The following is a 15,542-nucleotide window of genomic DNA, read 5'->3' as shown; positions in this document are numbered from 1 at the left end:
GGATTTTATCATTGTAATTCTTCCTTCTTTTCCTCTAAAGTAGGCATTTTCTCTTTTTTCGGTTTCCCTAGCTTAATTACGAAGAAGTATAGGGAAAGTAATGTAATAAGAAAAACAATTAAAAACGGGTACGGAGAGTAAAAGGCACGCGCCGCCTCAGTCTTTCCTGCAACAAATTTCAATGACTCAATATCTAAAAACTCAGCAAACATTTGTACACCGAGCATACTAAACCAAAAAACAAAAAAACTAATAATAATACCAAAAACTTGCTTCAATCTCGTCATTCATCTCATCCTTTCTATATCTGTAATTTTTAGTGCAATAAATATAGTACAAACAAAATATGCACAGAAAGGAATTATCTCACCATTCACGAATTAACTTAATCCAACCTAACATCGAAATTTGCAAAATAATACCCCAAATTATAAGTCTTCTTAGCCATCGAGGAAAGAAGGTTAAAAACTTAACATACCATTCCAATAGCTTGTTCATAATTCCCTCCTACATAAAATTATATAGGAAAAAGGATATATAATCCAAATCCAACCAAAATGATACCACCTACTATTTCACCATATGTACCGAGCATATCTTTCGCATGTCTACCAATTAATAAGCCAATCCATGCTAATAACATGCTAACAAATCCAAAAAGTAATATCGTAATAATCGTTTGCGCCCCATAAATACCAAGACTAAGCCCTACCGAGAAACTATCTATACTGACACCAAATGCAAATACGAATAAACTAATTCCAACAGGGGCAGTTCTAGTCTCTTCATTTTGTAAAATGGTCGAATATACGATATAAAACCCTAGTCCGATTAATAAAATAGCACCCGCAAAATGTGCAATATCTCCATACTTCTCTGATAAAAAACGACCTAGTACCATCCCTATAAACGGCATAATAATATGAAATATTCCTATCGTCATACCAATATACAGGATTTGTCTTAACTTTAAGGGCATCATCCCCATACCAAGACTCACCGAAAATGCATCCATCCCTAAGGCGAATGCCATAATTATTAAAGGTATTAGCTGTTCAAACGTCATTCATGCCCCTCCTTGGACGTGCTACTTCACAATATGCTTATCCAAGGAGAAATATTCTGTTTGCTAATCGTACCTCATCATTCAATAATAATATGATGTCCTGCCGCTTTTGTTAAACGATTCATAATAGCATTCCCTATTCCTTCATTAGGGAATGACTCACTAAAAATAACATCCACTTCACTTGCATCAAATGTTCTAAGTACATCATATAATTTAGTCGCAACGCTAGCTAAGTCACTTCGAACACCACAAGATAATATAACATCTGCGCTATATACATGCTGATACTCTTCTGTCGTTAATACGCCTACTTTAAATCCTTCTTCCTTTTTCTTATCCACAAGATGCTGAATAAACTCACGTGAGCCCTCAACAATACTAAGTGGCGCTTTCGGCGCATAATGTGTGTATTTCATTCCAGGTGATTTCGGTTTTTCCTTCTCATCCTTTAAAGCCGGATCTAAAGAAACAGCACCTATCACCGCTTCTAATTGTTCTTTCGTAATCCCACCTGGACGTAATATTGTTGGAACAGTGCTTGTACAATCAATTACAGTTGATTCAACACCTACTCCAGTTGCACCACCATCAACAATACCTGCAATCTTCCCATTCAAATCTTCATATACGTGAGAAGCTAATGTCGGACTTGGACGCCCAGAACGATTCGCACTTGGTGCCGCAACAGGTACATTTGCCTCTTCAATAAGGGCAAGCGCAACTGGATGATCCGGCATTCTTACGCCAACCGTATTAAGGCCTGCCGTCACCTTCTCTGAAATCCCTTCTTTTCTAGGTAAAATAATTGTTAACGGACCTGGCCAAAAGTGCTCCATTAACTTCTCAGCAACTGGTGGAATTTCCGTCACAATCCCATCTAACTGAGATTTTGTACCTATGTGGACAATCAGTGGATTATCACTCGGTCTTCCTTTCGCTTCAAAAATCTTCGCAATCGCTTCATCATTCATCGCGTTCGCACCTAGTCCATATACTGTTTCTGTAGGGAAGGCAATCGCCTCGTTTTCCTTTAATAATTTTGCCGCTTCTTGTAACTGTGGATAATATTTTTTTCTTTCCACAACATTATCCACAACCCACATATTTGTATGCATTTTTTCCCACGTCCTTTTCTGCCATGAAATACTTGTCTATTTTTAGTTTACTATGAGGTTTATCCAAAAGACAAACAAGGTTTATCCACAAAATGTGGATAAACCTAATTAATCCGTGGATAACTTTGTGAATAGCTGACAATTTAGTATTATTGCATTTGGCTCTTTTATATTTTTACAAAAGTGTTCTAACTGTCGAATTCCCTCTGGCACATTTTCTTTTTCTATAGTCACAAAGTCAAAAAACTGAAAGATTGTTATAGATTGTAGATGGTTTGTTAGTAAGTACAATTGTCGAATATTTTTTTCTTTCATATACTGCAAAAACATTTCAAAAAAATATAAGAAAGTCTGTTTATCCACATGAGGTGTGAATAAACAAGAACGAATAAGTACATCTTCCCCACTTTGTTCATAACCAATTACAGCTCGTATTTCTTCCGCCTCTTCCAAAACCATAAATTGTGCGTACAACTCATTTATTTTATCATCTTTTTTATTAGCTTGTCCGAAAAAAGAATGTAATCTTTCCACATCTGCTTTCGTAGCAAAATACACTTTCTTCATAATAAATCCCTCCTCATTTTTATATATGAGAAGGGATTTATGAATAGTACTATTTAGAGAATAAAGATGTAAAAGCTTCTACAATAAACAATTTAACTTCTGGCTTTTCCTCTTCCTCTTCTACTTTTACATACTCATTTTTCTTTTCTTGTTTTTTCTCCACAGGTTTCTCCACTTTTTCCACAGTTTTTGTTTCTTCTTTACTTACAGGCTGCTCTTCGACTTTTGTTTCATTTTTTACTACTTTCTTTTCAGAAGCTGTTACTTTTTTTCCTACTTCCTGCTTTATAACTTTCGTTTCTTTTACCTTATCCACTTTCTTCTCTTCTGTATCTACTACTTCCTCATCTAGTTGTTTCACCTGCTCCTCTTCAGTAGATTCTGCTTTCACAACATGCTCTTCTTTTCTTACAGCTGTCCCGCTCGAAAAATCTAAGAAACACATTGGTGGAAATAATACACACCACCAGTTCGCCCCTTCACCTTTTCCAATTGTGATCAGTACCGCTTCATATTCTCCTGCTGGATAAATAAAATTCCCATATACCTTTGTAGGAAACTTTACATTCTTACTAAATTTCACTTGAAATGCCTCTTTACTACCTTCTCTTTTTAACGTATTTTCCACCGTTTTCTCGATTTCTGGAATATGACTTTGAATTACTTTGCGTGCCTCTTCAAATGATGTTAAATCCGCTACCCATCCATCTATTTGCGCTTTTACTTCATCACGCACTTTACGCTTTAATGCCTGGTCTTTATCTGAATCACTATTTGCTAAAATCCGTAATCGAACGGCCTCTTTCGGAATAACTGAAGGTCCTTTCGCATCAGCTTTCATATATCCAAACTGCACAAGTAACTGTGCACCAATTAATAATATAAGAAGATAAGCAATAACTTGTTTTTTCATTTCCTCCACCGTCCCCTCTACAAACAGTGTGGACAGACTTTCATCTTTCTAAACTATTAAATTCAAAATCTATATGAATTTTCCCCACAAAAAATAGAGTAAGGTGTAAACCTTACTCCATCTCTGCAAATACCATACGGTCTTTTCCGTTAATGTCAAAAACAACTTCAACATGAGCATGTGGAAAAGCTTGTTGTAACAGCCTCTTTACATCCTCACCTTGTCCCACTCCGATTTCAAACGCTACAATTGCTTTCTTCTGCAACACATTCGGCAATTCTTCCATAAAACGGCGATAGAAATCTAATCCGTCTTCACCACCAACAAGCGCTCTTTTCGGCTCATGCTCTTTCACAACAGGAGAAAGACCTCGCCAGTCTTCTTCTGGTATATATGGAGGGTTTGAAACAACAACATCTAGCTTTTGACCTGTTTTATCAAATGGTGACAATAAATCACCGTGATAGAATGTCACTTCTGCACCTAAAGATTTTGCATTTTCTTTTGCAACTTCAATCGATCCCTGTGCAATATCTACTGTATACACTTGAAGATTTTTATTTTCTAAAGCAAGCGTAATAGAAATCGCTCCACTACCTGTACCTATATCTGCTACATGTAGTTTCTTATCGCCAAAATGGCGCTCAATTCTTTCTAATACTCCTACTATAAGCTCTTCTGTTTCCGGTCTTGGTATTAATACTTCTTCATTCACAAAGAACGACCGGCCATAAAACATTTCATAACCAATCATATATTGAATCGGAATACCTTCTACATGCTTGTGGATAAACTCTGCAAAACTTGTTTCTTGTTCCACAGTTATTTCTTCACGCATATTCATAAGTAATCCTGTTCTGTTCGTCTTTAATACATGACAAAGGACAATTTCTCCCGCATTTTCATCTCGTCCATTTTCCTGTAAAAAAGAAGAAGCCCATTTCAGGGCTTCATAGACACGCATTACTCAGCTGCCTCCATCCTTTGAGCCTGATCTTCCATCACTAAGGCATTGATGAAATCATCTAACTTACCTTGTAAGATTTGATCTAGCTTTTGAATCGTTAAACCGATTCGATGGTCTGTAACACGGTTTTGCGGGAAGTTATACGTACGAATACGCTCTGAACGATCACCCGTACCAACAGCTTGTTTACGGTTTTGATCATATTCAGCTTGTGCTTCTTGTCTAAACTTATCATAAACACGTGCGCGTAATACTTTCATCGCTTTTTCTTTATTCTTAATTTGTGATTTCTCATCCTGACAAGATACAACTACACCAGTCGGTAAATGCGTTAAACGTACCGCTGACATCGTTGTATTAACACTTTGTCCACCAGGACCACTAGAAGCGAATGTATCAACACGAACATCTTTCTCGTGAATATCGATTTCCACTTCTTCTGCCTCTGGTAATACAGCTACAGTTGCTGTAGATGTATGAATACGTCCACCAGATTCCGTTTCAGGAACACGTTGTACACGGTGAGCACCATTCTCGAATTTCAGCTTCGCGAAAGCACCTTTACCGTTAATCATAAAGATAATCTCTTTATATCCACCTAACTCTGTATAGCTAGCCTCGATAATTTCTGTTTTCCAACCTTGAACCTCAGCGTAACGGCTATACATGCGGTATAAGTCACCAGCAAATAAAGCGGCCTCGTCGCCACCAGCAGCTCCACGAACCTCAACGATAACGTTCTTATCATCATTAGGGTCCTTTGGAACAAGTAAAATTTTCAGACGTTCTGATAACGTTTTATCTTGTCCTTCTAATTCAGAAACCTCTTCTTTTACCATGTCACGCATTTCTGCGTCTAACTTCTCTTCTAACATTGCTTTCGCATCTCGTAATTGCTCACGAACATCCTTATACTCACGATACACCTCTACCGTTTCCTGTATATCAGACTGTTCCTTTGAATATTCACGAAGCTTATTTGTATCGCTAATAACCTCTGGGTCACTTAACAATTCATTTAACTTCTCATAACGATTTTCTACAGCTTGCAAACGATCTAACACATCATTCACCTCTACATCCTAGTATCTAATACAAATAGTATATGGTACTTACTCAAAAAAACGCAAATTATATTTAAAAGCGGAGCCGACTTCTTAGGTCCAGTGGCTAAGGTTCTCTCGTACAGAAGACGCTTTTTGTCTTCTCGTGCGGGAGGTTCTTAGACGCAAGGACCTAGGAGGCGGAGCTAGCTAATATCTAAAAGCGTAAGCGGCTCACACCGCCCACACTCTCTATTCTGAAAAAAACCCGCCTTGCGCAGCGAGTTTTACTTATCTTTGTTTGTAGGAACTGCATGACAATGACGACAACGTGGTTCGTACGATTCTGAAGCTCCAACTAAAATAATCGGATCATTAAATGCCGCCGGCTCTCCATCAATTAATCGTTGTGTACGACTTGCCGGAGATCCGCATGCAGAACATACTGCTTGCAGTTTTGTTACGTGTTCAGCAATCGCCATCAGCTGAGGAACTTGTCCAAATGGTAGACCACGGAAATCTTGGTCTAAACCAGCTACAATGACACGATAGCCACGATTTGCCAATACTTGCACCACTTCCACAATGTCCCCATCAAAAAATTGCACCTCATCGATCGCAATAACATCCAACTCTTCTGTAATATGTTCAAATATATCCTTTGAAGCTGAAACAGGAACTGCTTTTACCTTTAATCCGTTATGTGATACAACATCTTCTTCACTATAACGATTATCAATACATGGTTTAAATACAATTGCATGTTGTTTCGCAAATTGCGTACGACGTACACGGCGGATAAGCTCTTCTGATTTACCAGAAAACATACTACCGCAAATCACTTCAATCCAGCCATTTTGATTTATTAAGTACATGAAGCTCTCCTTTCATCTACTTTTTAGTTAAAAGTAGGGTAAAGGTATAATATTTTCGCAAAAAAAACAGACAAGCGAATACATACACTTGCCTGTTTTATGTTTTTATTACTTGATACCGTATTTCTTATTGAAGCGATCAACGCGTCCGTCTGCAGTAGCAAACTTCTGACGTCCAGTGTAGAATGGGTGAGAATCAGAACTGATCTCAACTTTTAGTAATGGATAAGTGTTACCATCTTCCCACTCAACAGTTTCGCTAGAGCCTTTAGTAGACCCGCTTAAGAATTTGAAGCCTGTGTTTGTGTCCATGAATACAACTTTCTTGTAATCTGGGTGAATTCCTGCTTTCATTCTTTTCATCTCCTTCCGCCCTGAATCATTTTCGAAACAGAGTTTTTCATCTTCAGCTGCATACACAACTATATTGATGAAACACATATGATGAAATTATAACAAGGCTAACTTCATTTTGCAACTACCTGTTTTTGTCTTTTTAATTTTAAAAGCGCAACCGGCTCGTTTAGAACGGGAGGGGGATGGAGCTTCTGACGTAGAGGCGCTTTTTGCCTCGTAGGAAGACACGAAGCCACCGACCGTTCTAGCCGCTGGAGCTAAGGTTCTTCCACTTATTTCTCTCTTTAATATCACCTAAACAGCATAAAAAACTCGCTTACTATAAAATAAGCGAGTCCCAATCTTTTCCCTTTACTTAGTTGTTACATACCTTTTCGAGTCTGCAACAATGTTTTGTAAAAATTCTTCATTTGTCTTCGTTTGACGAAGCTTACGTAAGAAACTTTCAACAAAGTCTGGTGTATCACGCATTGTTTTACGAATACCCCATAACTTGTCTAAATGTTCTTTTGGAATTAATAGATCTTCTTTACGTGTACCGGAACGACGAATATCAATCGCTGGGAAGATACGACGTTCAGCTAACGAACGATCTAAGTGAAGTTCCATATTTCCAGTTCCTTTAAATTCCTCGTAAATAACATCATCCATACGAGATCCTGTATCAACAAGGGCTGTTGCTAAAATCGTTAAGCTACCGCCTTCTTCAATATTACGTGCAGCTCCAAAGAAACGCTTCGGTCTATGGAAGGCAGCTGGGTCGATACCACCCGATAATGTTCTACCACTTGGTGGAATAACAAGGTTGTAAGCTCGCGCTAAACGGGTAATACTATCCATTAAAATGATAACATCTTTTTTGTGCTCTACAAGACGCATTGCACGTTCTAACACAAGTTCAGCTACTTTAATATGATTTTCTGGTACTTCATCAAAAGTAGAACTCACAACATCGCCCTTAACAGAACGTTCAATGTCTGTTACTTCCTCTGGACGCTCATCAATTAAAAGCACAATTAATTCTGCTTCTGGATGATTTGTTGTAACACTGTGCGCGATTTCTTTTAATAGACTTGTTTTACCAGCCTTTGGAGGCGCGACAATTAAACCACGTTGTCCAAATCCAACTGGTGCGATTAAATCCATGATGCGTGTCGGTAACTTTTTCGGTTCCGTTTCCAACTTCATTTGGCGATCTGGGTATAATGGTGTTAATGCAGGGAAATGCACACGCTCTTTTGCTGAATCTGGATCATCTCCGTTTACAGCTTCAACTTGTAATAACCCAAAATAGCGTTCATTCTCTTTCGGAGGTCGTACTTTACCAGAAACCTTGTCTCCATTACGTAAATCGAAACGACGAATTTGCGAAGCTGAGATATAAATATCTTCTGAGCTTGGAGAATAGTTGATAGGACGTAGGAATCCAAATCCTTCTGATTGAATAATTTCTAATACGCCTTCCATGAAAAAGAAACCTTCTTTTTCTGCTCGGGCTTTCAAAATAGAAAAGATTAACTCTTTTTTCGTTAACTTGCTATAATACGAAATCTTAAATTCTTTCGCAAGCTCGTATAACTCTTTTAATTTCATGTTTTCTAATGCTGCAATTGACAAATTCATTCAGACACCACACTTTAACGTTATTCTCTTTTTTCATGGGTAAAGGGAAAAATACGGAAGGCAAATAATTAATAATGAAAGGCAATAAGTTCAAGTAGGGTAATATTCACTATTGTAACCCTTTTATCTAGTTTTAATCAATACGTTGGAACACAAATACAAGAAGCGAAGACAAGAAAATTTGTCTTCGCTTCTTATTTAATTTAGTTCCAGATTCGATAGTTAGAAAGGTCGACCATTTTAACCATTCTGAACGAGCCGCTTACGCTTTACTCAATCCAGCTTCAGCAACTAGAATGGTCGGTGGCTTCACTTCTTCCTACGAGGCAAAAAGCGCCTCTACGTCAGAAGCTCCATCCCCCTCCCATTCTGAACAAGTTGCTTACGCTTTTTATTTAATAACCAAATTTGGTTTTTTATTTAAGCTATGGCGTCCGTCCACGAAGCGGACTGTACCTGATTTTGCACGCATAACAAGAGATTGCGTTGTCCCAACGCTACCTTTAAATTGAACACCACGTAATAGTTCACCATCTGTTACACCTGTTGCTGCAAAGATTGCATCGTCACCTTTTACTAAGTCCTCCATGCGAAGGATACGATTAATGTCTTCTATGCCCATTTTTTTACAACGCGCTAATTCAGCTTCGTTTTGTGGCAATAGTTTTCCGTGAATCTCTCCACCTAAACATTTTAAAGCAACTGCTGCTAATACACCTTCAGGTGCTCCACCAGATCCAAATAGAATATCTACACCTGTACGGTCAAACGCTGTATTAATTGCTCCAGCTACATCTCCATCGTTAATTAATTTAATACGAGCACCAGCCTTACGAATTTCTTCGATAATCGCTTGGTGACGCGGACGGTTTAAAACTGTTGCTACAACATCTTCAATGTCTTTATTTTTCGCTTTCGCAACTGCACGTAAGTTATCAATAATAGGCGCATCAATGTCGACTGCCCCAACTGCTTCTGGGCCAACCGCGATTTTATCCATGTACATGTCAGGAGCATGTAACAAATTACCGTGATCTGCAATTGCAATAACAGCAAGAGCATTCCAGCCACCAGCTGCTACGATGTTTGTCCCCTCTAAAGGATCAACCGCAACGTCTACACGTGGTCCATATCCTGTACCTAATTTCTCTCCGATATATAGCATTGGTGCTTCATCCATCTCACCTTCACCAATGACAACTGTACCTTTCATCGGAATTGTATCAAATACATCACGCATAGCTGATGTTGCTGCACCGTCTGCCTCATCCTTTTTCCCGCGCCCCATCCAACGCGCTGATGATAATGCTGCAGCCTCTGTTACACGTACTAACTCCATAGATAAACTTCTTTCCACGATAATCCCTCTCCTTTAAGTCTTTATATTTCTGCCGTATTTTGTGAACCGTGTTTTTCTATAAAGTGTACTTCCGCAAGTAGTGATGCTTCGCTTCCCCCTTACGGAAGTATCACTTATGCGTTCTTCATCTCTTCAATTTCTTGCTTTGTCATTTGTTCTCGCCAAATGTTTGCTCCAAGCCCTTTAAGCTTGTCCACTATATTCTCATAACCTCGATCAATATGCTCAAGTCCTGTTACTTCTGTAATTCCATCTGCCATTAACCCTGCAATAACAAGTGCCGCCCCCGCTCGTAAATCACTAGCTTTCACTTTTGCACCTTGCAACAACACAGGACCAGTTACAATTGCCGAACGACCCTCTACTTTAATTTGAGCATTCATACGACGTAATTCATCAATGTGTTTGAAACGGGCACCGTAAATTGTATCTGTTACAACTCCCGTCCCGTGCGCCTTTGTTAAAAGCGTCGTAAACGGCTGTTGTAAATCTGTTGGAAAACCTGGATATACAAGCGTTTTGATATCAACTACTTTTAACTTTCTATTACCGTTCACTGTAATTTGATCATCGTTCGTTTCAACTTGAACACCAGCTTCTCTTAGCTTAGCAGTAACTGATTCTAAATGCTGAGGAATAACGTTATCAACCGTTACTTCTCCTCCTGATGCAGCTCCTAGAATCATATACGTACCAGCTTCAATACGATCTGGGATGATAGTATGGTGACAACCATGTAAAGAGTCCACACCATCTATTCGGATTACATCTGTACCAGCACCTTTAATACGTGCTCCCATGCTTGTTAACAATGTAGCTACATCAATAATCTCAGGCTCTTTCGCTGCATTTTCAATAACAGTTCTACCTTTTGCTCGTACAGCTGCTAGCATAATATTAATCGTAGCCCCTACACTAACAACATCTAAATAAATACGTGCCCCGCGCAATTCATCTGCTCTTAAATAGATGGCACCTTGTTCATTCGTAACATGTGCACCTAGCGCTTCGAACCCTTTGATATGCTGATCAATCGGCCTCGGCCCTAAATGACATCCACCCGGAAGCCCAATAACAGCTTTTTTAAAACGGCCAAGCATCGCACCCATTAAATAATAAGAAGCACGCAACTTTTTCACTTTTCCATTTGGCAAAGGCATTGCAACCATGTTAGAAGGATCGACTACCATCTCTTCCTCCTGTCCATAAGTTACTTTCCCTCCAATTTCCTCTAGTAAGTCTCCTAACATTTTTACGTCCGAAATATTAGGGACACCACCAATAGTTACTGGAGTATCTGCTAAAATTGTCGCTGGAATTAATGCAACGGCACTGTTCTTTGCACCACTTACTCGAATTGTTCCATTTAAAGCTCTTCCGCCTTCAATAAGCAATTTTTCCATATTGAGCTCCCTTCTCGTGAATGTATTTACTTTCTATCTTTTTATAGAAAGCTCCCCTTAAGAATCTCAATCACTCTTTCCATCCCAAAACTCAATAAATAGGAAATCATTATCTTCATTTCTCCTGTAGCACGAATAGATAAAGATCAACTATTCATCGAATTCACTTTATCAATTTAGATACGTTATCACATTTATTAATAGGACTATGCACATTATTTTCTATTTTAAACACAAAAATAATAAAATCTTTAGACTTGTTCACGCTTTCATTATACAACGAAAGGAAACCGTCTAAAAGACTAGACGGTTTCCAAAACGGAATTTTATTCTTACGCTTTACCGTTAGAACCGAACTCACGCATTTTACCAGCAACAGTTGCTTTGATAGCTTCGCGGCCAGGTCCAATATATTTACGAGGATCGTAAACTTCTTGGTCTTTGTTTAATGCTTCACGAACAGCTTTTGTAAACTCAATTTGGTTCTCAGTGTTTACGTTAATTTTTGAAGTACCTAAAGAAATAGCTTTTACGATATCAGCAGTTGGGATACCAGTACCACCGTGTAATACTAAAGGTACGCCAGTGAAGTCGCGAACTTCTTCCATTTCTTTGAATCCTAAGTTAGGCTCACCTTTGTAAGGACCGTGTACAGAACCTAAAGCTGGAGCTAGGCAATCGATACCTGTTGCTTCAACAAGGTGCTTACACTCTGCAGGATCAGCGTAAATTACGCCTTCAGCGATAATGTCGTCTTCTTGTCCGCCAACTGTTCCAAGCTCAGCTTCAACAGATACGTTACGAGCGTGTGCGTATTCTACTACTTTTTTAGTAGTTTCAACGTTTTCTTCGAATGGGTGGTGAGAAGCGTCGATCATTACAGATGTGAAACCTGCATCGATTGCTTCTTTACATTTTTCGAAGCTTGAACCATGGTCAAGGTGAATAGCTACAGGAACAGTGATGTGCATTTCTTCGATTAAAGCTTTAACCATAGCTACAACTGTTTTGAAACCAGTCATATGACGAGCTGCACCCTCAGATACACCTAAGATTACAGGAGATTTTTCTTCTTCCGCAGCAGCTAAGATAGCTTGAGTCCACTCTAAGTTGTTCATGTTGAATTGACCAACTGCGTATTTTCCTTCTAGTGCTGTGTTTAGCATTTCTTTCATAGAAACTAAAGGCATGGTGAATCCTCCTAAAAAACGTTTTTTGTATCCGATAAATTCTTATCGCTGGTAGTATGACCAGGATAAGGTAAATTATGTATATTTACCTACCGGACTTTTTTCTACACTCAATAGGATAACAACTTGTACTCAAAAACTCAACTGTATTCACTTGCTCAATAGTCCATGTAAACGCTTTTTTCCATATTTTTTATAAAAAATTCATTTTTTACGCCTCTACAGCAAGCTGCTCTCTCACAGCTTGACGAATTTCATCAATATCAAACGGTTTAGCAAAATGCATTAAAGCTCCTAAATCTTTTGCTTCTTGGATCATATCAAGCTCTCCATAAGCAGTCATTAAAATTACTTTAATACTCTCATCAATTTCTTTTACATGCTTTAAAATCTCTATACCATCCATGCCTGGAATTTTCATATCTAACACTACTAAATCTGGATTATCTTTTTTCACGATATCTAAAGCTTGAAATCCATTCGCTGCTTGGAATGTCTGATAACCTTCTTTTTGGAACACTTCATGTAATAACACACGAATCCCATATTGATCATCAACGATTAAAATTTTACCTTCCATAATTCCCAACCTTTCTGTGTAAATACAAGATTTAAAGCTTCTTATATCTTAACGATTTAATTTCGCTATTCTTTGGCAAATTCCTTCCTATTCTTTCTTATTTTACCGTTTCCTATTTTGTTATGCTACCCTACTATTTCACCTTTCTAAAAAAATAAACTATAATGAAAGCCGGCAAACACGTACGAAGGGAGTAACATTATGTTAAAAATTTTTTCAACTCAATTAAGTGGTTATTTCTCCAGAGTTTCTCAAAAAGAGGAAATGAATATAGAAGATAGTGCTCGTTTACTTGCTCAAGCACTAGTTGGCGATGGTTTCATTTATTTATATGGTACCAATGAAATGGAGGGCGTTGTTGCTGAAGCACTATTCGGTGTTGAACCAATGAAGCAAGCAAAACGCTTATTTGAAAATGGTAAAGAAGTAGAAGTAACCTCTGCAGATCGTGTACTTCTTATTAGCCGTTTTTCAACAGATGAAGAAATTATAGCAATAGCAAAAAAACTTCAAGCAGATGGACACTCTATCGTTGGCATCTCTGCTCTTCAAGAAGGTACGGAATCACTGGAACAATATACAGACGTACATATTGATACAAAACTGCTAAAAGGTCTTATTCCAGACGATGAAGGTAATCGCTACGGGTTCCCAAGCTTAATAGTAGCTTTATTTGCTTATCACGGAATCAAATTTACAATCGATGAAATGTTAAACGAATATTAAAAAAAGCGCCGTCACTTTAAAGTGACGGCGCTTTTTTTATTACTTGCTCTCTTTATTCGTAATAGAAGCTCTTACGAAGTCATGGAACAATGGTTGTGGACGGTTTGGACGAGAAACAAGTTCTGGGTGGAACTGTGCTGCCACGAACCAAGGGTGGTCTTTTAATTCAATGATTTCAACTAGACGGCCGTCTGGGCTTGTACCAGAGAATACAAATCCTTCTTTTTCCATATCCGGACGGAACTGATTGTTGAACTCATAACGATGACGATGACGCTCATATACAACCGGCTCATTATAAGCATTGTAAGCATTTGTTTCTTCAGCAAGCTTACATGGGTATAGACCAAGACGAAGTGTACCACCTAGGTCCTCTACATCTTTTTGTTCTGGTAATAAATCGATGATTGCATATGGTGTGTCAGGGTTGATTTCAGAAGAGTTGGCACCTTCTAAACCTAATACATTACGTGCGAATTCGATTGATGCAAGTTGCATACCTAAGCAAATTCCTAAGAATGGAACTTTGTTTTCACGAGCATATTGAATCGCAACGATTTTACCTTCTACACCACGATCGCCGAAGCCACCTGGTACAAGGATACCATCTGTATCGCCAACTAATTCTTTTACGTTTTCTGCTGTTACGTGCTCAGCATTTACCCACTTTACTTCTACATCTGTGTCGAATGAGTAACCAGCATGACGAAGTGCTTCTACAACAGAAATGTATGCATCTTGAAGCTCTACGTATTTACCAACAAGAGCGATTTTTGTTTTCTTAGAAAGGTTACGCACTTTGTTAACTAGCGCAGTCCACTCTGTCATATCTGCAGCTGGATTGTCTAATTTTAAGTGATCGCAAACGATTTGGTCCATGTTTTGCTCTTGAAGAGATAATGGAACCGCGTATAAAGTATCTGCATCGCGTGCTTCGATAACTGCTTTTGTATCGATGTCACAGAATAATGCAAGCTTGTCTTTCATATCTTGAGAAACAGGCAGTTCTGTACGAACAACGATAATATTTGGTTGAATACCTAAGCTACGAAGCTCTTTAACGCTATGTTGCGTTGGTTTTGTTTTCATTTCACCCGCTGCTTTTAAGTACGGGATTAACGTACAGTGAATGTACATTACATTGTCACGACCGATGTCGCTCTTAATTTGACGGATTGCTTCTAAGAATGGTAGAGACTCGATATCACCAACAGTTCCACCAATTTCTGTAATAACAACATCCGCATTTGTTTCGCGACCAGAACGGTATACGCGCTCTTTAATTTCGTTAGTAATGTGAGGAATAACCTGAACTGTTCCTCCTAAATATTCACCGCGACGCTCTTTTTGAAGAACTGAAGAGTAAATTTTACCTGTTGTTACGTTGCTGTATTTGTTTAAGTTAATATCGATGAAACGCTCATAGTGACCAAGGTCTAAGTCAGTTTCTGCGCCATCATCTGTTACGAATACCTCACCGTGTTGGTATGGGCTCATAGTCCCTGGGTCTACGTTAATGTATGGATCAAACTTTTGAATCGTTACGTTTAAACCACGGTTTTTTAAAAGTCTTCCAAGTGATGCTGCTGTAATACCTTTTCCTAAAGACGATACTACACCGCCTGTTACAAAAATATACTTAGTCATGAAAAAGCTCCCTTCTATTTTGCTGTTATATAATCACCGTTGCAAAGCGCAACGTATGTAGATAACACTGTATCCATCTTATTGTTAGACTCTTTTTATTTTCTAAA

17 protein-coding genes are annotated in these 15,542 nt (G+C 38.5%); 1 reads left to right on the top strand and 16 read right to left on the bottom strand.

The window, feature by feature from the left end; all coding sequences use genetic code 11:
• Positions 1-8: 8 nt before the first annotated feature.
• From COK05_RS26085 to spo0F, 15 genes are all read right to left on the bottom strand, one after another.
• Positions 9-287 (bottom strand): DUF3935 domain-containing protein, encoded by a 279-nt coding sequence (locus COK05_RS26085; RefSeq protein ID WP_000197472.1) that lies wholly within the window; start codon positions 285-287, stop codon positions 9-11.
• Between the two features lie 79 nt (positions 288-366).
• Positions 367-498 (bottom strand): hypothetical protein, encoded by a 132-nt coding sequence (locus tag COK05_RS31895; protein WP_001037634.1) that lies wholly within the window; start codon positions 496-498, stop codon positions 367-369.
• A 19-nt stretch (positions 499-517) separates the two neighbouring features.
• Positions 518-1,066: a manganese efflux pump MntP gene (locus tag COK05_RS26080; protein ID WP_098614861.1), complete on the bottom strand. Its 549-nt coding sequence runs from the start codon at positions 1,064-1,066 to the stop codon at positions 518-520.
• Between the two features lie 77 nt (positions 1,067-1,143).
• The gene (locus COK05_RS26075) at positions 1,144-2,184 is read right to left on the bottom strand and encodes an L-threonylcarbamoyladenylate synthase (protein WP_098614860.1); all 1,041 of its coding nucleotides are present in this window, start codon (positions 2,182-2,184) and stop codon (positions 1,144-1,146) included.
• A gap of 108 nt (positions 2,185-2,292) precedes the next feature.
• Positions 2,293-2,751, bottom strand: a complete 459-nt coding sequence (locus COK05_RS26070) for a mechanosensitive ion channel protein (RefSeq protein WP_098614859.1) — start codon at positions 2,749-2,751, stop codon at positions 2,293-2,295.
• A gap of 49 nt (positions 2,752-2,800) precedes the next feature.
• Complete coding sequence (gene spoIIR / locus COK05_RS26065; RefSeq protein WP_098614858.1) at positions 2,801-3,664, bottom strand: stage II sporulation protein R; 864 nt, start codon at positions 3,662-3,664, stop codon at positions 2,801-2,803.
• Positions 3,665-3,776: 112 nt separating this feature from the next.
• Positions 3,777-4,628, bottom strand: a complete 852-nt coding sequence (gene prmC, locus COK05_RS26060; RefSeq protein ID WP_098614857.1) for a peptide chain release factor N(5)-glutamine methyltransferase — start codon at positions 4,626-4,628, stop codon at positions 3,777-3,779.
• On the bottom strand, positions 4,628-5,695 hold the full coding sequence (gene prfA / locus COK05_RS26055) for a peptide chain release factor 1 (RefSeq protein ID WP_141539262.1): 1,068 nt from the start codon (positions 5,693-5,695) through the stop codon (positions 4,628-4,630). Before prfA ends, prmC begins: the two co-directional genes overlap by 1 nt.
• A gap of 266 nt (positions 5,696-5,961) precedes the next feature.
• Positions 5,962-6,549 (bottom strand): thymidine kinase, encoded by a 588-nt coding sequence (locus COK05_RS26050; protein WP_098614855.1) that lies wholly within the window; start codon positions 6,547-6,549, stop codon positions 5,962-5,964.
• A 108-nt stretch (positions 6,550-6,657) separates the two neighbouring features.
• Positions 6,658-6,903, bottom strand: a complete 246-nt coding sequence (locus tag COK05_RS26045) for a type B 50S ribosomal protein L31 (protein WP_000643435.1) — start codon at positions 6,901-6,903, stop codon at positions 6,658-6,660.
• Positions 6,904-7,257: 354 nt separating this feature from the next.
• A complete protein-coding gene (gene rho / locus COK05_RS26040; protein ID WP_001053903.1) occupies positions 7,258-8,529 on the bottom strand; it encodes a transcription termination factor Rho in 1,272 nt (423 codons plus the stop codon).
• A gap of 391 nt (positions 8,530-8,920) precedes the next feature.
• The gene (glpX, locus tag COK05_RS26030; RefSeq protein ID WP_000442336.1) at positions 8,921-9,886 is read right to left on the bottom strand and encodes a class II fructose-bisphosphatase; all 966 of its coding nucleotides are present in this window, start codon (positions 9,884-9,886) and stop codon (positions 8,921-8,923) included.
• Positions 9,887-10,002: 116 nt separating this feature from the next.
• Complete coding sequence (murA, locus tag COK05_RS26020) at positions 10,003-11,292, bottom strand: UDP-N-acetylglucosamine 1-carboxyvinyltransferase (RefSeq protein ID WP_000413254.1); 1,290 nt, start codon at positions 11,290-11,292, stop codon at positions 10,003-10,005.
• Between the two features lie 332 nt (positions 11,293-11,624).
• Positions 11,625-12,482: a class II fructose-bisphosphate aldolase gene (locus tag COK05_RS26015; RefSeq protein WP_098614854.1), complete on the bottom strand. Its 858-nt coding sequence runs from the start codon at positions 12,480-12,482 to the stop codon at positions 11,625-11,627.
• 211 nt (positions 12,483-12,693) lie between these two features.
• On the bottom strand, positions 12,694-13,062 hold the full coding sequence (gene spo0F, locus COK05_RS26010) for a sporulation initiation phosphotransferase Spo0F (protein ID WP_000398593.1): 369 nt from the start codon (positions 13,060-13,062) through the stop codon (positions 12,694-12,696).
• A gap of 201 nt (positions 13,063-13,263) precedes the next feature.
• Here spo0F and COK05_RS26005 point away from each other — a divergent pair, with 201 nt between their 5' ends.
• Positions 13,264-13,788, top strand: a complete 525-nt coding sequence (locus COK05_RS26005; RefSeq protein ID WP_098614853.1) for a DUF2529 domain-containing protein — start codon at positions 13,264-13,266, stop codon at positions 13,786-13,788.
• 39 nt (positions 13,789-13,827) lie between these two features.
• Here the strand turns inward: COK05_RS26005 and pyrG are convergent, their stop codons facing one another.
• Positions 13,828-15,435 carry a CTP synthase gene (gene pyrG, locus COK05_RS26000; RefSeq protein WP_000170447.1) on the bottom strand — a complete coding sequence of 536 codons (1,608 nt, stop codon included), beginning with the start codon at positions 15,433-15,435 and terminating at the stop codon, positions 13,828-13,830.
• Positions 15,436-15,542: the final 107 nt, after the last annotated feature.

Source organism: Bacillus cereus, assembly GCF_002567495.1.
In the GTDB taxonomy this organism is placed as follows: Bacteria; Bacillota; Bacilli; order Bacillales; family Bacillaceae_G; genus Bacillus_A; species Bacillus_A cereus_AQ.
The sequence above is the reverse complement of the archived record's forward strand: the minus strand, read 5'-3'. Positions and strand labels throughout refer to the sequence as shown.